Source organism: Paenibacillus sp. FSL R7-0189 (assembly GCF_037969925.1).
GTDB lineage: Bacteria > Bacillota > Bacilli > Paenibacillales > Paenibacillaceae > Paenibacillus_AQ > Paenibacillus_AQ odorifer.
Genome location: NZ_CP150223.1, coordinates 4592991 through 4609604 on the forward strand (window position 1 = coordinate 4592991; position 16614 = coordinate 4609604).

Annotated in this window: 17 protein-coding genes; 14 read left to right on the plus strand and 3 right to left on the minus strand. The window is 47.1% G+C overall.

Going from position 1 to position 16614, the window contains the following annotated elements:
- Nucleotides 1-98 precede the first annotated feature (98 nt).
- From MKY63_RS19945 to lipB, 4 genes are all read left to right on the plus strand, one after another.
- Entirely contained in the window at nt 99-1130 is a 1032-nt protein-coding gene (locus MKY63_RS19945; RefSeq protein ID WP_036676031.1) for a thiamine pyrophosphate-dependent dehydrogenase E1 component subunit alpha, read from the plus strand.
- A gap of 3 nt (nt 1131-1133) precedes the next feature.
- Entirely contained in the window at nt 1134-2120 is a 987-nt protein-coding gene (locus tag MKY63_RS19950) for an alpha-ketoacid dehydrogenase subunit beta (protein ID WP_036676034.1), read from the plus strand.
- Between the two features lie 144 nt (nt 2121-2264).
- The gene (locus tag MKY63_RS19955) at nt 2265-3635 is read left to right on the plus strand and encodes a dihydrolipoamide acetyltransferase family protein (RefSeq protein WP_076104402.1); all 1371 of its coding nucleotides are present in this window, start codon (nt 2265-2267) and stop codon (nt 3633-3635) included.
- A 54-nt stretch (nt 3636-3689) separates the two neighbouring features.
- Nucleotides 3690-4409 carry a lipoyl(octanoyl) transferase LipB gene (lipB, locus tag MKY63_RS19960; RefSeq protein ID WP_036676046.1) on the plus strand — a complete coding sequence of 240 codons (720 nt, stop codon included), beginning with the start codon at nt 3690-3692 and terminating at the stop codon, nt 4407-4409.
- A 70-nt stretch (nt 4410-4479) separates the two neighbouring features.
- Here the strand turns inward: lipB and prli42 are convergent, their stop codons facing one another.
- Nucleotides 4480-4581, minus strand: coding sequence for a stressosome-associated protein Prli42 (gene prli42, locus MKY63_RS19965; RefSeq protein ID WP_094872112.1), 102 nt, complete (start codon nt 4579-4581; stop codon nt 4480-4482).
- A gap of 94 nt (nt 4582-4675) precedes the next feature.
- Between prli42 and MKY63_RS19970 the strand changes: the two genes are divergently transcribed.
- Nucleotides 4676-5803, plus strand: coding sequence for a tripeptidase T (locus MKY63_RS19970; protein WP_036676047.1), 1128 nt, complete (start codon nt 4676-4678; stop codon nt 5801-5803).
- Between the two features lie 1049 nt (nt 5804-6852).
- On the opposite strand, the gene MKY63_RS19975 is transcribed toward MKY63_RS19970, so the two are convergent.
- Nucleotides 6853-7026, minus strand: a complete 174-nt coding sequence (locus tag MKY63_RS19975; RefSeq protein ID WP_155288161.1) for a hypothetical protein — start codon at nt 7024-7026, stop codon at nt 6853-6855.
- A gap of 77 nt (nt 7027-7103) precedes the next feature.
- Here MKY63_RS19975 and MKY63_RS19980 point away from each other — a divergent pair, with 77 nt between their 5' ends.
- The 9 genes from MKY63_RS19980 (at nt 7104) to MKY63_RS20020 (ending at nt 15385) form a co-directional block, all read left to right on the plus strand.
- On the plus strand, nt 7104-7676 hold the full coding sequence (locus MKY63_RS19980) for an NUDIX hydrolase (RefSeq protein ID WP_036676048.1): 573 nt from the start codon (nt 7104-7106) through the stop codon (nt 7674-7676).
- Nucleotides 7667-8866, plus strand: coding sequence for an endonuclease Q family protein (locus tag MKY63_RS19985; protein WP_339809698.1), 1200 nt, complete (start codon nt 7667-7669; stop codon nt 8864-8866). The genes MKY63_RS19980 and MKY63_RS19985 overlap by 10 nt, the downstream gene beginning before the upstream one ends.
- A gap of 82 nt (nt 8867-8948) precedes the next feature.
- Nucleotides 8949-9599, plus strand: coding sequence for a stage II sporulation protein M (gene spoIIM / locus MKY63_RS19990; protein ID WP_036676050.1), 651 nt, complete (start codon nt 8949-8951; stop codon nt 9597-9599).
- Between the two features lie 90 nt (nt 9600-9689).
- Nucleotides 9690-10154 (plus strand): Fur family transcriptional regulator, encoded by a 465-nt coding sequence (locus MKY63_RS19995; protein ID WP_036676051.1) that lies wholly within the window; start codon nt 9690-9692, stop codon nt 10152-10154.
- 162 nt (nt 10155-10316) lie between these two features.
- The gene (locus MKY63_RS20000; RefSeq protein WP_036676052.1) at nt 10317-10550 is read left to right on the plus strand and encodes a DUF4227 family protein; all 234 of its coding nucleotides are present in this window, start codon (nt 10317-10319) and stop codon (nt 10548-10550) included.
- A gap of 159 nt (nt 10551-10709) precedes the next feature.
- A complete protein-coding gene (gene xerD / locus MKY63_RS20005; protein WP_036676053.1) occupies nt 10710-11603 on the plus strand; it encodes a site-specific tyrosine recombinase XerD in 894 nt (297 codons plus the stop codon).
- Between the two features lie 242 nt (nt 11604-11845).
- Nucleotides 11846-13024 (plus strand): phosphopentomutase, encoded by a 1179-nt coding sequence (gene deoB, locus MKY63_RS20010; protein WP_036676054.1) that lies wholly within the window; start codon nt 11846-11848, stop codon nt 13022-13024.
- Nucleotides 13025-13073: 49 nt separating this feature from the next.
- The gene (locus MKY63_RS20015; RefSeq protein ID WP_036676055.1) at nt 13074-13892 is read left to right on the plus strand and encodes a purine-nucleoside phosphorylase; all 819 of its coding nucleotides are present in this window, start codon (nt 13074-13076) and stop codon (nt 13890-13892) included.
- Between the two features lie 161 nt (nt 13893-14053).
- The gene (locus tag MKY63_RS20020) at nt 14054-15385 is read left to right on the plus strand and encodes a pyrimidine-nucleoside phosphorylase (RefSeq protein ID WP_036676056.1); all 1332 of its coding nucleotides are present in this window, start codon (nt 14054-14056) and stop codon (nt 15383-15385) included.
- A 110-nt stretch (nt 15386-15495) separates the two neighbouring features.
- On the opposite strand, the gene MKY63_RS20025 is transcribed toward MKY63_RS20020, so the two are convergent.
- Nucleotides 15496-16509, minus strand: coding sequence for a serine hydrolase (locus tag MKY63_RS20025; RefSeq protein WP_339809702.1), 1014 nt, complete (start codon nt 16507-16509; stop codon nt 15496-15498).
- Nucleotides 16510-16614 lie beyond the last annotated feature (105 nt).

Sequence of the window (16614 nt, forward strand, 5' to 3'; positions counted from 1 at the left end):
ACTCAAGTCAAGTCTTAGTACCAGGTTTTAAGATCAGGGCACAATTGGTCTTAATTCCTGTAAGACTTCAGGCTTTATGAATAAGGAGGTATCTCTTTATGGAATCCCAAGGTACTGTAGAAACGATTAACAGACATAAGCAGCTTGGACTTAGTGACGGCCAGGTCATCGATATGTACAGATATATGTCGCTCGCTCGTAAATACGATGAGCGCAGTCTGCTGCTTCAGCGCGCTGGCAAGATCAACTTTCATGTCTCCGGCATAGGCCAGGAGGCGGGTCAGGTGGCGGCGGCGTTCGCGCTGGACCGGCAAAATGATTATTTTTTACCGTATTACCGCGATTATGCTTTCGTGCTCTCAGTGGGTATGACTACCCGCGAACTTATGTTGTCCGTATTCGCTAAGGCAGAAGATCCAAACAGTGGTGGGCGGCAAATGCCGGGTCACTTTGGCAGTAAACGTCTGCGTATTGTGACAGGGTCAAGCCCTGTAACCACGCAGGTCCCTCATGCGGTTGGCTTTGCTCTGGCGGCCAAAATGCAGAAGAAGAAATTCGTCTCCTTTGTAACCTTCGGTGAAGGTTCCAGCAATCAGGGGGATTTTCATGAAGCTTGTAACTTTGCCGGAGTGAATAAGCTGCCGGTTATTATCATGTGCCAGAACAATCAGTACGCAATCTCTGTTCCTGTTCATAAACAGTTAGGCGGCAAGGTTAGCGACCGTGCGCTGGGTTATGGATTTCCTGGTGTGCGTGTAGACGGAAACGATCCGCTTGAGGTTTATCGTGTCGTTAAGGAAGCGCGGGAAAGAGCCCTCGCGGGTGAAGGTCCTACGCTGATTGAAGCGATGATGTACCGTTTGTCTCCACACTCCACCTCAGATAATGATCTGGCTTACCGGACCAAAGAAGAGGTTGATGAGAACTGGAAGAAGGACGGCGTAGCAGGATTCCGTAATTACTTGATCGGTCTGGGATTGTGGAGTGACGAGCAAGAACAAGATCTTGCTGCTGAATGCAATCTTGAGCTTAAAGCGGCTATCGAGTATGCCGATAATGCTCCGTTCCCGAAACCGGAAGACACACTGCTGCATGTATACAGTGATTCCGACCTCAAAGGAGGGGCATAAACCATGGCTATAATGGAATATATCGATGCCATCAGGCTCGCGATGAAGGAAGAAATGGAGCGCGATGATTCCGTGTTCGTGCTTGGTGAGGACGTTGGTCTCAAAGGCGGCGTATTTACCACAACTAAAGGTCTACAGGAACAGTTTGGCGAAGAGCGGGTTATGGATACACCCCTCGCTGAATCAGCGATTGCTGGTGTAGCCATCGGAGCAGCTATGTACGGAATGAAACCAATTGCTGAAATGCAATACTCCGACTTTATGCTTCCAGCGACGAATCAAATCATTAGTGAAGCGGCTAAAATCCGTTATCGTTCAAATAACGATTGGAGTTGCCCGGTTGTCATTCGTGCCCCTATTGGCGGCGGGGTGTTCGGCGGTTTGTATCATTCACAGTGTCCAGAATCGATTTTCTTTGGTACACCTGGATTGAAGATTGTAGCGCCTTACTCCGCTTATGATGCTAAAGGTTTGTTGAAGGCAGCCGTACGTGATCCTGATCCGGTTCTTTTCTTTGAGAACAAAAAGTGTTACAAGCTGATCAAGGAAGAAGTGCCGGAAGGGGATTACACCGTTCCAATTGGCGAAGCTAATCTGTTGCGTGAGGGAACGGATATTACGGTGATTGGCTACAGTCTTCCGCTGCATTTTGCTATGCAGGCTGCGGAAGAATTGGAACGCGAGGAAGGAATTACAGCACATATTCTTGATCTGCGTACCTTGCAACCGCTGGATCGTGATGCGATTATTGCTGCTGCCCGTCAGACCGGTAAGGTATTGATTGTGCATGAAGATAATAAAACAGGCGGAATTGGCGGCGAAGTGGCGGCCATTATCGCTGAGCATTGTCTGTTCGAGCTGGATGCACCGATCTTCCGTCTCTGTGGTCCCGATGTTCCGGCGATGCCAATCAGCCCGCCAATGGAGAAGTTTTTCATGCTAAGTAAAGAAAAAGTGAAGGCGGAAATGCTCCGGCTAGCACAATATTAATTTGTTAAGTAGATGCGAAGCTTCCTAAAACTCAAGTGATGCTTACGAAGCTTCGTAAACTTTAAGAATATGCTTACGAAGCAAGTTTTACTGCGTAGTCTTTCTAAGAGTCATTGCTTCGTAAAACTTTTAAGGAGTGAAAAGATGTCTGACAACCAAAAGTTGACTGACGTGATCATGCCGCAGCTGGCAGAATCGCTGGTATCGGCGACGATCGGCAAATGGCTGAAGAAACCGGGTGAACCGGTAGAGCAATATGAACCACTATGTGAGCTTATTACTGATAAAGTAAATGCGGAATTGCCTTCGACTGTAGATGGAGTTATGGGTGAGCTTTTGGCGGAAGAAGGTCAGGTTGTTAATGTCGGCGAAGTGATTTGCCGTATTGCAGTTCCTGTGGCTGCCTCTGCTGCTGCTCCAAGTACGAATCAGACGACAATTGCATCGAATGCTTCTAATGATGTTGCAGGGCAGAAGTCCACTGCAAATGCTGGCGATTCGATGCGTGCTCGTTATTCTCCTGCAGTACAGACACTGGCTGCTGAGCATAACATTGATCTATCGTTGGTTACTGGTACAGGTATGGGTGGCAGAATTACCCGTAAAGATGTGCTAACCTTCTTAGAAAAAGGTGGAGCTACATCCGCAGCTTCAACTCCTGCTAGTCAGCCTGCCCCGTCTGTATCACAACCACCAGCTCCACAGTTTGTTCAAACCGAAGTGAAGAAAGCGGAAGAGCCTCTTCGCCATTCCGGGCTACATTTGAGCGAATCTCCGCGTATTCCAACGATAGAGGTTGAGGGTGGACGAGGAAGCAGTTCGGAATATCTGATTGATGTAACACCAATCCGAAACACAATTGCTACAAGAATGCGCCAGAGTGTCTCGGAGATTCCACATGCTTGGACGATGATTGAGGTGGACGTGACTAATCTGGTAGCGCTGCGCAATAAACATAAGGAAGAATTCAAGCGCAAGGAAGGCATCAATCTAACCTATCTGGCTTTCATGATGAAGGCTGTTGTGAGTGCGATTAAGGATTACCCGATTATGAACTCTGTCTGGGCTGTAGACAAAATTATTGTCAAACGTGATATCAATATCTCGTTAGCGGTAGGTACAGAAGATTCGGTTATCACTCCTGTGATTAAGAAGGCTGATCAGAAAAATGTCGCTGGGTTGGCTCGTGAGATTGATGAATTGGCACAAAAAACACGCGAAGGCAAACTTAGTCTGGAAGATTTGCAGGGAGGGACTTTCACTGTAAATAATACAGGCTCGTTTGGCTCCATTCTTTCTTATCCAATCATTAACTATCCACAAGCAGCGATTCTGACCTTTGAATCGATTGTGAAAAAGCCTGTGGTCATCAATGATATGATTGCTGTTCGCTCAATGGCTAATATTTGTCTGTCCCTGGATCACCGGATTCTGGACGGAGTCATTTGTGGCCGTTTCTTGCAACGCGTCAAGGATAATATAGAAGGATATACACCGGACACTAAGCTCTATTAATGAATAACTAGCCAAACTGTGCAGGCAGGAGACTGGAAAAGGGGACCTGACGGTATGAAAAATACGGATTTTCGTAAGCTGCAGATTTCATATGACCCCATTATGGAGTATGGGACGGCCTGGGAGCTGCAAAAAGAAAGTGTGCATGCCATTGATTCTGGCGAGCAGCCGGAGCGACTTATTCTTTTGCAGCATCCGCCTACCTATACTATCGGTTCACAAAATCATCCTGAACATCTTCTCTTGGATCAAGAGCAGCTCGAAGAAAAAGGAATCGCGCTGTTTGAAATCGATCGCGGAGGAGATATTACATATCACGGACCAGGTCAGCTTGTAGGTTATCCGATCCTTAAGCTCGGAGAGGATGGCAAAGTGGATTTGCATGGGTACTTGCGCAGTCTGGAGGCTGTTATTATTGATTATTTGGCATCCTACGGAATTGTCGGAGATCGTAAACCGGAGTATACCGGAGTATGGGTTGGCGATGAGAAGATCTGTGCTATTGGTGTGAAGTTTAATAAGAGTAAATTTCGAAGAGGTTTTATTACCAGTCATGGTTTTGCTTTTAACATTTCTGAGGGGATTGCGGCGCGCGGGTTTCAAGGGATTATTCCATGCGGGATCACCGATTTTGGAATAACTTCTCTAGAGGAATGTGCAGGTCGTCGATTTGAGCTTCAAGAGGTGGCTAGAGAGCTGGTCCCATATTTCTTGAAACATTTTCCATATGAAGAGCTGATGGATACTTTCTGTGATATGGCAAAGGCTGATTAAGAACAAACGTGCAGGCCAAATAGCGGCAAGGTGTTCCTAGCCGCTATTATTAATGCTTCCTGAGCAATGTTTAACCTGCAAGGAACGGCTCGATAACCATAAATAGCGTAGAGGCAATCATGGCAAACAACATGACGTAGATGAAGATCTTGAACCATTTATTACGTTGCATGGGTAACTCCTTTAGATTTAGTTTAAGTTATTAACATGAAGATGGTAATGCCGTACAACCATTGTACCGTATTCACGAAAGAGAGGGAAGTCCAGTGATTTCACAAGACCGATTGATTCAGGAGTTTATGGAACTTGTCCAAGTTGATAGTGAAACAAGAAATGAACGGCAGATCGCCGATGTCCTTAAGAGTAAGTTTAACGCACTGGGTTTAGAAGTGCTCGAAGACGATTCCCAAGAAAGAACCGGACATGGAGCAGGCAATCTATTCATTACCTGGCCAGCTGAGAATGGAGGAGCTGCTCCAAAGCTTCTGTTCACTTGCCATATGGATACGGTTGTTCCCGGACAAAATATCAAGCCTACACTTGGTTCAGATGGATGGATTACAAGTGATGGCACTACAATTCTTGGAGCTGATGACAAAGCAGGGCTTGCTGCGTTGTTCGAAGCCATTCGTGTTATCCAAGAGCAAAAGCTTCCGCATGGCCAGATTCAATTCGTGATTACAGCGGGTGAAGAATCTGGATTGCTGGGCGCACGTTCGATGGATCCAAGTAACTTGGATGCTGACTTCGGCTTTGCACTTGATTCCAATGGTGAAGTTGGAGCGATTGCGGTGGCAGCACCGACACAGGCTAAAATCACGATGCAAATCTTTGGGAAATCGGCTCATGCTGGCGTGAACCCTGAGGACGGCATCAGCGCAATTCAAGTCGCTAGCAAAGCGATTGCAGCCATGAAGCTGGGTCGTATTGATAATGAAACCACAGCGAATATTGGAAAGTTCGCTGGCGGCGGCCCAACGAATGTAGTGTGTGATCACGTTCAGTTGGATGCAGAAGCACGCAGTATTGTGCAGGAGAAGGTTGGCGATCAAATCGCTTCGATGCGCGAAGCGCTCGAGACAACTGTGCGGGAATACGGCGCAGAATGCGAATTCCGCAGTGAAATCATCTACCCTGCTTTTAGCTTTAATGAGCATGATGCAGTAGTGCAGCTTGCACAGCGGGCCATTACTTCTATGGGGCTTACTCCACGTCTGTTCCACTCTGGCGGAGGTAGTGACGCTAATGTATTCAACGGTCTAGATGTTCCGACTGTTAACCTTGCAGTGGGTTATGAACATATCCATACTACCAAGGAACGGATTAAAGCCGAAGATATCGTTAAAGTGGCTGAACTCGTTGTGAATATTGTAAAAGAGAGCGCAAAGGGCTAATCGCCTTATAAAACAGCAGAGCAGCGATCCTACCGTAACGGAGGATTGCTGCTCTGCATTTTTTTATGGGGAGTATAGTGTAGCAATATCAAGGTAAATCCAAAAAAAGTCATGCGACCTCTAACGCCGCTTTTGGCGAGTCTCGAAGTAGAAATTTTCGGAATGCTCCGATGAAGTCTTCATGCCAGTAACTACACTGGGGTCCATAGGCATATCGATGTACAGAGAGCGATAGTGCCAAGTCCGCCCCCTCTCTTGAGGCTAAAGGACCCAGATGACGCTATAAGCAATATTATCGCCATTTGAGCAGAGTTTCGGACACCAGCGCAGCTAATCCTTATAAAGAGGAGTATATAGTGTGTTTTTTGTGCTGATAGCTGCACTGGGGTCCGATAGCATCGCAAAAGTACGAGAAAGGTGTGTTTAAGGTCAACTGAGTCCGATAGCACGAGTCACATCCGATAGTGCGAGACACATCCGACAGCGCGAGTCACATCACATAGTGCCGAGACACATCACACAGCAACGAGTCACATTCGATAGCACCGAGACACAACAGATAGCGTCAAGTCCGCCCCCTCTCTTGAGGCTAAAGGACTCAGATGACGCTAAAAGCAAATTTATCGCCATTTGAGCAGAGTTTCGGACACCAGCGCAGCTATTCCTTAGGAAGAGGAGCATATAGTGTGTTTTTCGTGCCGATAGCGTCACTGGGGTCCGATAGCATAGCATAAGTGGGGAAAAGGTGTGTTTAAGTGCAGCTGAGTCCGACAGCGTACAAAGGTAGGCGCAATAGCGACCTAATCAAACAACTTGTGCTAGATATCAGCATCGTGAGCGATCAACAAGTTGTGTCTGATATCAGCATCGTAAGCGCATAGTCGCTTAATCAAACAACCTGTGCCCATTACCAGCATCCTAAGCACAATCCCCCATAATCGGGGGCAACGCAAAAAGACTGGGGTGCCCCAGCAGCCATTTCATGGCTTTTGAGACACCCCTATAGTTGTGTGAACATGTATGGCTAAGTCCCAAAGGAGAGGATGAATTCATCCTGCCTTGGACGGAAGGATTGTAGATTGATCGTGCAGGGAAAGAATGTATGCCAGGGGCATATCGCGCCCATACTGCTGGATCCATCCAGCCAAGATGGCCTTTATTTCCTCCGGCTTACCTACCATCATAACTGCGGATGAGCTTGTACGGCTGAAGATTTCGTTCATCTGAAATTCCTTCTTTCCCTTTAAGTTTGCTATAATACACCGTATGCACAATAGAGAAAAAGGAGACCAGAAACTTTATGGGAGAACAACATTTGCACAGCAAACCCGAGCTTGATGAAGTGACATTGTCTACACAGCCTGTTTTTGATGGGAAGATTATATCTTTGCAGGTGGACACAGTGAGACTGCCTGATGGAAATACTGCGACACGTGAAGTTGTGAAGCATCCTGGCGCCGTAGCGGTGCTTGCTTTAAACAACAACAAAATGCTTGTTGTAGAGCAATACCGTCAGCCCATGCAACGCACTGAGGTAGAAATTCCGGCTGGGAAGCTGGATAAAGGTGAAGATCCATTAGTTGCGGCTGGTCGTGAACTTCAGGAAGAGACTGGATTTCACAGTGGAGATCTGAAATTGCTTAAATCCTTCTATACTTCTCCCGGCTTCGCCGATGAGATTATTCATTTGTATGTGACTACTAACGCTCAACCAGGGGATATGTCACTGGACGAGGACGAATTCCTAGAGGTTTCGGAGCTTACCTTGGAGGAAGCGTATCAATATATGGCTGACGGGCGCATCGCGGATGCAAAAACGATGATGGCAGTATACGCTTGGCATCTATACACGCTGACAGGCCAATGGAATTAACAACTGGACTGAAGAGTTTCTATTGCGATTTGCATGTTCATATTGGACGAACGTCGGAAGGTCAGGCTGTCAAAATTAGCGGCAGCCGCGAGCTTACCTTTGCGGGCATTGCCAAAGAAGCTGCAGAGCGCAAGGGACTAGAAATGATCGGTATTATAGACAGTCATTCACCTGGCGTACTGCGGGATATTCAGCGCTCTTTGGAATCTGGAGAGATGACGTTAGCTGAAGGTGGAGGGATTGCTTACCGAGGGACTACGATCATTCTGGGGACAGAGATTGAAATCCGCGAGCCTGGGCGAAAAGAGTGCCATGTGCTCGCTTACATGCCGGACGTGGAACGCATGACCGACTTTAGTGCGTGGATGAGCCGCTATATGCGGAATGTGAATCTAAGTTCCCAGCGCCTGTATGCTCCGGCTAGGGAGCTTCAGGATGAGATTTACGGGCGGGGAGGCATTCTTATTCCTGCACATATTTTCACGCCTCACAAGGGCTTGTACGGCTGTGCTGCAGAGCGTATGGCGGACATCTTTGATCTGGACCGCATAGCTGCGGTTGAACTCGGGCTGAGTGCGGATTCCGAAATGGCTGGATATCTTTCTGAACTTGATAATTACACGTTTCTAACCAACTCAGATGCGCATTCACTGGGTAAGCTAGGGCGTGAGTATAATGTGATGGAGCTGGCACAGCCTTCGTTCGCTGAACTGCGGCTTGCACTGGAACGTAAAGATGGACGGAAGGTAAGTGCAAATTTCGGACTTAATCCACGGCTTGGCAAATACCACCGGAGCTATTGCGGGGGCTGCGGCAGTATTATTGATGAGGCTTATGTCAACGCGGATCGTTGCCAATATTGCGGCAGTCTTAAGCTGGTTAGAGGTGTCTTCGACCGGATCCTAGATATTGCTGACCGCAAGACGCCGATAGTGCCTGCTGACCGTCCACCCTATCATTATCAGGTTCCGCTTGAATTTATCCCGGGGTTAGGGAAGGCGAAGATGAACGCGTTACTGCAAGCATTTGGAACTGAGATGAACATTTTACATGGTTGTGGTGAAGCGGAAATTGCCAGCGTTGTAGGTGCGGATCTGGCGTCGATGATCGTCCAGGCCCGCTCTGGCATTTTGGAGCTATCAGCAGGCGGTGGCGGGACGTACGGTAAAGTGGTACAGCCCAGAAAGTAGAGTCATTACCTAAAGGACAAGTCATATCGCGGGACGTTTTCTCATATGGTGTAACATGTAACCGGAAAGGGGAACGTCCCAAATGCGTAATTTACGGCTGATGATGAAGGAACAGACGCCTCTGTATATTTTTGTCGGCGTATTATTTCTGGTAGGTGTTGTATTTGGAGCTCTTATCGTTAGTGCGCTTACGATGGATCAGCAGCAGGAGCTGGGGGATTATCTGGGGAATTTCTTTGTTACGGTTGATCAGCAAGGTCTGCCAGCCGCACCTGATTCGTACTGGAGTATAGCAGCCTTGAATCTGAAATGGATCGGACTGATCTGGATTCTTGGGTTGTCGGTCATTGGGCTGCCGGGAATTTTGATTCTTGATTTTTTAAAAGGGGTACTGATCGGTTTTACGGTTGGCTGTTTGGTCAGTCAATATTCTTGGCATGGGATGTTGTTCGCGTTAGTTTCTGTGGCTCCACATAATCTGGTGCTGATCCCTGTGCTGCTGGTTAGCAGTGCAGCTGCGATAGCTTTTTCCTTGCAGATGATCCGCAGCCGGGTGATGGGACAACGCCGGACGCCAGTGACTCGTCCTTTTACCATGTACACTATATTGTCATTTGTGATGGCGCTTTTGATCCTGGGTATTTCATGTTTTGAGACCTGGGTTACACCAACCATGATGCGTTGGGTCACGCCTTCACTTGTACAAGCGGTGACGACCTTGACTGTGCAGTAAAAGCGTTTGACTTCTGAAAGCGACACCCCCTATAATGGAAGAAGTGGTTTGAAGACCGGTGCGGTAATTATCCAAGGGGGAGGGAGACAGGTGGAAGCACGGATAGACAAGATTAAGCAACAGTTACAATCCCAAGGATACAAGCTTACACCCCAACGGGAAGCGACCTTAAGAGTGCTGCTGGAGAATGAGGAAGATCATCTTAGCGCGGAAGACGTATTTATGCTCGTGAAGGAGAAAGCTCCCGAGATCGGTCTTGCGACTGTGTATCGTACCCTCGAACTTCTCAGTGAGCTACATGTCGTAGAAAAGATCAATTTCGGCGACGGTGTAGCCCGGTATGATTTGCGAACAGATACTGCGAAGCATCATCATCATCACTTAATTTGTGTGCAATGCGGCAGTATGGATGAGATTCGCGAGGATTGGCTCGGTCCGCTGGAAGAGCGACTGGAGAAAGAGTTTAATTTCACAGTGCTTGATCATAGACTTGATTTCCATGGGATTTGCTACCGCTGTACTGATAAGAACAATACAGACGGAAATCCATCCTAAGTTATCTTATATTAAGAATTAACTTCACAAGTCCTCCCCGGTTCCTATACCGGAGGGGGCTTTTTAAATGATTAGTCTATTAGAGCTATACATATCAGCCTTTTTTGGAGCATAAAATGAAGGACGAGCAGAATTCATTTATATGTAATAGGAGGCGTCCTTATGATTGTTTCTGTGCCCAAAACAGTGCGCAAGCTGTATTTTATGATCATGTTTGTGGCTCTAAGCTATTTACTCTACTATGCTATGAGCTGGCTAGGGGAATGGCTTAGTCCGATAGAGAACTATGGAATTCCTGAAGGCACCGCTGTTCGGGCATTTGATCACGCCGAGGTTGGTGATGATGGTCTGGATGCAAGGCAGCGCTTACGTTTCTATTACTGGTTCGGAGAATGAAAGCTCCGCAGGAAGCAGGAACAAGCGAGAAGAATGTCGAAGAAAGCTAGGGTGGATTTATGCAGAGTAAGAGTTGTGTACACATCTGCTGAAGCCTCATGCTGAATGTGCTGCAGGAAGACACTAAGAGTAGCTGCGCCAGGACAGGAGCGTGAAATAATGAAGTCACACTTGCAGCCTTTTTTACATTATTTGTCCGGAGATAAAGGCTTGTCCCCGAATACACTGGAATCTTACGGTAGGGATGTATCGCAGTTTCTAGAGTTTGCTGAAGAGCGGGGGGCTGAACAGCCTGAAGAAATCCGAAGATCTCATGTGATGTTATATCTTGGCTCCTTACGCGGAGCGGGAAGAGCCACTGCAACGCTCAACAGAAACGCGGTGTCCCTGCGGGCCTTTTTTCATTATTTGTTGAAGGAACGTTTAATTGAGCAGGATCCAACACTGGACATGGAAACCATGAAGCCTGATAAGAAGCCGCCTATGGTGCTTGCGGTTTCGGAGGTTGAGCGGCTGCTGGCTGCTCCAGATGTGAGTACAGCACAAGGGATGCGCGATAAGGCAATGCTGGAATTGCTCTACGCAACGGGGATAAAGGTTTCTGAATTGATTTCTCTTAACGTAGACGATGTGCATACGGACATGAAGTTTGCGCGCTGTACAGGGACTTCGGGCAAGGAACGAGTGGTTCCCATTGGAACCATTGCTGCTGAGAGTGTAGCAGCTTACACTTCTCTTATGCGGGACAAGCTGCTTCGTGATCATCAGGAGGAGCCGGCCATGTTCCTGAATAGCCTAGGTGGGCGATTAACCCGCCAGGGGTTCTGGAAAATCATAAAAAAATACGCACGGGAAGCAAACATTGAGCAGGATATTACACCGCATACGCTTAGGCATTCCTTCGCCGCCCATTTACTGGAAGGTGGAGCGGATTTGCGTTCCGTACAACAAATGCTGGGTCATGCTGATATTTCGACGACTCAGATTTATAACGGTATCGCCCGTAAGAATATGAAGGAAGTATATGAGAGCCATCATCCCAGAGCTCGCTGATCATGCTTCAAAGATGCTTTTTGTGAGTAAGATAGTTATGATGGAATCATACTTATAGGATAGACTGGGGAATGGGTAATTTTCCACAGGTTATCCTTTGGCAGAAACGGATACCTGACAGGCGATACATTGTATCGCTAGCTACGGAAGCATCTGACTTCCGGGAGAAGGTACAGCCGTTTCTTCTTGTTGGTGCAAACGAATGAACTAACGATCTATATTAAAAAAGGAGTGAAGACAATATGTCCTCATTTAAACGAATTGGTTTTATTGTTCTGGATAGTGTAGGTATCGGAGAAGCTCCAGATGCTGCGAATTTTGGTGATGCGGGTTCACATACGCTTGGTCATATTTTGAACCGTGTTCCCGGATTGAAACTCCCTAACCTACAGCAGTTAGGATTAGCTAATATTGCTCCGCTGCCGCCGCTTGAACCTGTAGCTTCACCAACAGGATATTATGGCAAGATGCAGGAAGTATCTGTCGGTAAGGATACGATGACCGGGCACTGGGAGCTGATGGGGCTGAAGATCGAGGTTCCATTCAATACGTATCCGGATGGATTTCCGGCAGAATTGATTGAAAAATTCGAAGCAGCAACTGGCCGGAAAGTGATCGGTAATAAACCAGCTTCCGGTACGGAAATTCTAGTTGAATATGGCGAAGAGCAGATGAAGACCGGAGCTTGGATTGTGTACACCTCTGCGGACAGTGTATTCCAGCTTGCGGCACATGAAGATATCATTCCACTGGAAGAGCTATACAGCGCATGTAAAATCGCCCGTGAGCTAACTATGGCTCCAGAATTCTCCGTAGGGCGTGTTATTGCTCGTCCATATGTTGGCGAACCAGGAAAGTTCGTACGGACCTCAAATCGCCATGATTATGCCGTGAAACCACCGGAACCAACGGTAATGAACGCGCTGGCTGATATCGGAAAAGATGTTATCGCGGTAGGAAAGATCAACGATATTTTCACAGGTGAAGGGGTTACAGCTTCTTACCCTACGAAGAGCAATGAACATGGTATCGAAGTCACCATTGAGCAACTTCGCCAACCGTTCAATGGCTTGCTGTTCACGAATCTGGTGGATTTTGACTCTTTATATGGACACCGTCGCGATCCGGAAGGATATGGTCATGCACTGGAAGTATTCGATCAGGCGCTGCCTGAAATTCTATCCACGCTTGGTGAAGATGACCTGTTGATTATTTCAGCAGATCATGGGAATGATCCAATCCATAGCGGAACAGATCATACTCGTGAATATGTGCCACTGCTTATTTACAGCCCACGCCTTAAGCATCCAGATAGCTTAGGTATTCGTGAGACCTTCTCGGATGTTGCCGCAACCATTGCTGATAATTTCGGTGCGAAGGCGCCGCAGTATGGGACAAGCTTTTTAGCGAAACTGCAATAAAAGGATGTGGGTTGCGCCACAACATTCATTAAGGAGGATCATCCATAGCATGTTAACTCAAAAAGAAATTCAAGAAGCAGCCATTTATATAAAAGACAAATGTCCGGTGGCTCCGGAAATTGGATTGATCCTTGGTTCAGGACTCGGTGTGCTGGCAGACCTGATCACCGATGGAATCAGCATTCCATATGATGAGATTCCTCACTTCCCTGTGTCCACTGTAGAAGGGCATGAGGGAGAACTGCTGATCGGTATGATTGAAGGACGCCGTGTCGTGATGATGAAGGGCCGCTTTCATATGTATGAAGGATATGGACCGGAGGTAACGGCATTCCCTGTTCGGGTTATGAAAGAACTTGGTATAGCCAGCCTATTAGTAACTAATGCTGCTGGTGGAGTGAACACAGATTTCACGCCGGGCGATCTTATGCTCCTTACGGATCATCTTAATATGACGGGGCGGAACCCGTTAATAGGACCTAATGATCCTGCACTGGGCGTGCGCTTCCCGGATATGTCAACCGCTTATAGTCGCCGCCTAATCAAGGTAGCGAAGGAAACGGCAGCGCAGCAGAATTTCGAATTCAAAGAAGGCGTATATGCAGGTCTGCTGGGACCTTGCTACGAAACACCTGCTGAAATCGTAATGCTTCGTCATCTAGGGGCTGACGCTGTGGGCATGTCTACTGTGTCGGAAACCATTGTTGCCCGTCATGCAGGTATCGAGGTATTGGGTATCTCCTGTATTACTAACATGGCTGCGGGAATTCTGGATCAACCTCTCAACCATGAAGAGGTTATGGAAACTGCAGACCGTGTGCGTGAGCGTTTCCTGAAGCTAGTGTTGGGCTTTATTCCGAAAATGTAATTTCGGGTACTGCATTTTGAATTTTTGGGAGGTCCAATCTATGACACAAGTGAATGAACTTGAGCCATTGACGTTTGAACAGATAATGAAGGTAACTAATTTGACTAGACCAAAATTTATTGGACTTGCTCGCGCAATTGTCCGTGAAGTGCAGGTGTAATATGAGAGCTGTCGATATTATTCAGAAAAAAAGAGATGGCGGAGAGCTGAGTCGTGAGGAAATTTCCTTTCTAATTCAGGGCTACAGTAAAGGTGAAGTGCCTGATTATCAGCTCTCTGCTTGGGCAATGGCTGTTTATTTTCAAGGCATGAACGCGCGGGAAACCGGCGATCTAACGATGGAAATGGCGATGTCCGGCGATCAAGTAGATCTTAGCCCAATCGCAGGTATTAAAGTCGATAAACACTCCACAGGTGGAGTGGGCGATAAAACAACTGTAGTATTGGCACCCTTGGTAGCTTCTGCTGGAGTACCGGTAGCGAAGATGTCCGGTCGTGGACTTGGGCACACTGGAGGCACGCTCGATAAGCTGGAGTCAATCAGTGGTTTCTCTATCGAGATGGCTCGTGAGCGTTTCTTTGACCAAGTAGGGGAGATCGGGGCTGCCGTGATCGGTCAGTCGGGCAACATTACACCCGCAGACAAAAAGCTGTATGCCCTTCGGGATGTAACTGCAACAGTTGAATCCATCCCCCTTATTGCAAGCTCTGTGATGAGCAAGAAGATTGCAGCAGGTGCGGATGCGATCGTGTTGGATGTCAAAACAGGCAGCGGTGCTTTTATGAAGACGCTGGATGATTCTATAGCACTCGCTCAGGCGATGGTTGACATTGGAACGCATCTGGGTCGCAATACCGTTGCAATCATCAGTGATATGGACCAGCCGCTTGGTTACGGGATCGGAAATGCGTTGGAAATTAAGGAAGGAATCGAGACCTTGAAGGGTCATGGTCCAAAGGATCTACAGGAGGTCTGTCTTATTCTGGGCAGCCAGATGCTTGTTCTTGGCGGCAAAGCCAAGGATGAAGCGGAGGCACGTTCGATTCTTATGACGCATATTGAAGATGGCAGTGCGCTAGAGAAGTTCAAACAAATCGTGAAGGCACAAGGTGGAGATGTATCGCAAATTGATTCTCCGGAGAAGCTCCCTACTGCTAAGCGATTCATTGAAGTGAAAGCAAAAACCAAAGGGTTCATAGAAGGTATTCAGGCCGAGGAAATTGGCGTTGCGGCTATGCTGCTTGGAGCTGGACGTGAAACTAAGGAATCCGTAATCGATCTGGCTGTGGGGATTCAACTTTCCAAAAAGGTTGGAGATGCTGTAGAGATCGGCGAGACGCTTGCAGTCTTGCATATCAACGATGCCAGTGAGAAGAAAGTTGAGGAAGCTGAAGGTAAGGTGTTAGAAGCCTACCGTATCACTTCTGAACCTGTTCCTGCCCAACCTTTGGTATTTGCACTTGTTACTAAAGATGGGGTAACACGGTACTAGTCAAGGTAATATAAATATTGTCATGGCTATGGCCGTAAACAGACAACAAAGCAGCGATCCTCCCATAACGGGAAGGTCGCTGCTTTGCGTTTTGCTCAATGGTGCAATATTTATAACTGGTTATTGATCTTATTGAAAATCTGCGAAGCCCCGCTGCTTGTATTACATAATACGACCACAGTCTCGCCACTAGCTGGATAGATAGCCGACCGGAAGGAAACACCGGGATCATAGCCCATAATGTGAAATTTGAACACTTTTTCTTCGCGGAGGGTAATCCATACACCATAACCATAATAGCCTTCGCCATCCACATGTACATGGGGAGTAAGCAATAATGAAGTGAGTACTGGACTCAATAATGTATGGTTCATTAACCCGCTCCAGAATAGCTGCAGGTCGGGGGCAGTGACGAAAGCTCCACCGTCAGCGCCTCCTTTTACCGGGATTGAGTAGATGTTGGTTCTCCAGTTCCCGTTCTCTTCCTCTATGTATCCTAGTGCACAGTTGGCAGGTAAGGCATCTAACGTGAAGTAACCGGATTGCTCCATTCCGCAAGGCTTAAAGATGTGATGCTCTACATAATCGGAAAAAGACATTTCACTCAGTTCCTCCACCAGAAGGCCTAGCACGATATAGCCGGCATTGTTGTAGTGGAAACGTTCGCCCGGGGTCCACATCATGGGAAGGGTTCGGAACATCGCCACAAAATCCTCAAGCTGTCGCAAGGTGTACATAGGCCGTGCCTTCCACAGGTCCTCGAAATCATCCATAATTGTTTCATCAAAATAATCCGGAATACCAGAGCTATGCGTAAGTAGCTGATGAATGGTGATGTCAGGACTAAAGAGAGGGAACTCTACCTTTTTAAGATAATCTATTAGTTTACTTTCAAAAGAAATCAATCCCTGATCGACCAGCTGGCAGACAGCAATCGCGGTAAATATTTTACATCCGGAAGCAATGCCGAACCGGGTATGAATATTGTTTTCGCGCTTATCCGACTTATTGGCATAACCGTAACAGCTGCTGCTGACTTCTTTATCATGTTGTTGTACCAGCACTACACCAGAGAAATTGTTCTGTGTAGCTTCTGCTTCAATACAATCTGCAAGGTGGTTCATCTGTATATTCACTCCTCTATAAGCAGTTAAGTTCTTAAATAGCATTCGTTAAAATATTCCATTTTCCTTTAAAGTGAATACGAAAAAATTGGAAATACTTAAAAT

Bases quoted from the DNA above. Each gene is read 5' to 3' on its own strand.
- MKY63_RS19945 (WP_036676031.1), top strand. From the start codon at position 99: ATGGAATCCCAAGGTACTGTAGAAACGATTAACAGACATAAGCAGCTT.
- MKY63_RS19950 (WP_036676034.1), top strand. From the start codon at position 1,134: ATGGCTATAATGGAATATATCGATGCCATCAGGCTCGCGATGAAGGAA.
- MKY63_RS19955 (WP_076104402.1), top strand. From the start codon at position 2,265: ATGTCTGACAACCAAAAGTTGACTGACGTGATCATGCCGCAGCTGGCA.
- lipB (WP_036676046.1), top strand. From the start codon at position 3,690: ATGAAAAATACGGATTTTCGTAAGCTGCAGATTTCATATGACCCCATT.
- prli42 (WP_094872112.1), bottom strand. From the start codon at position 4,581: ATGCAACGTAATAAATGGTTCAAGATCTTCATCTACGTCATGTTGTTT.
- MKY63_RS19975 (WP_155288161.1), bottom strand. From the start codon at position 7,026: ATGAACGAAATCTTCAGCCGTACAAGCTCATCCGCAGTTATGATGGTA.
- MKY63_RS19980 (WP_036676048.1), top strand. From the start codon at position 7,104: ATGGGAGAACAACATTTGCACAGCAAACCCGAGCTTGATGAAGTGACA.
- MKY63_RS19985 (WP_339809698.1), top strand. From the start codon at position 7,667: ATGGAATTAACAACTGGACTGAAGAGTTTCTATTGCGATTTGCATGTT.
- spoIIM (WP_036676050.1), top strand. From the start codon at position 8,949: ATGCGTAATTTACGGCTGATGATGAAGGAACAGACGCCTCTGTATATT.
- MKY63_RS20000 (WP_036676052.1), top strand. From the start codon at position 10,317: ATGATTGTTTCTGTGCCCAAAACAGTGCGCAAGCTGTATTTTATGATC.
- xerD (WP_036676053.1), top strand. From the start codon at position 10,710: ATGAAGTCACACTTGCAGCCTTTTTTACATTATTTGTCCGGAGATAAA.
- deoB (WP_036676054.1), top strand. From the start codon at position 11,846: ATGTCCTCATTTAAACGAATTGGTTTTATTGTTCTGGATAGTGTAGGT.
- MKY63_RS20015 (WP_036676055.1), top strand. From the start codon at position 13,074: ATGTTAACTCAAAAAGAAATTCAAGAAGCAGCCATTTATATAAAAGAC.
- MKY63_RS20020 (WP_036676056.1), top strand. From the start codon at position 14,054: ATGAGAGCTGTCGATATTATTCAGAAAAAAAGAGATGGCGGAGAGCTG.
- MKY63_RS20025 (WP_339809702.1), bottom strand. From the start codon at position 16,509: ATGAACCACCTTGCAGATTGTATTGAAGCAGAAGCTACACAGAACAAT.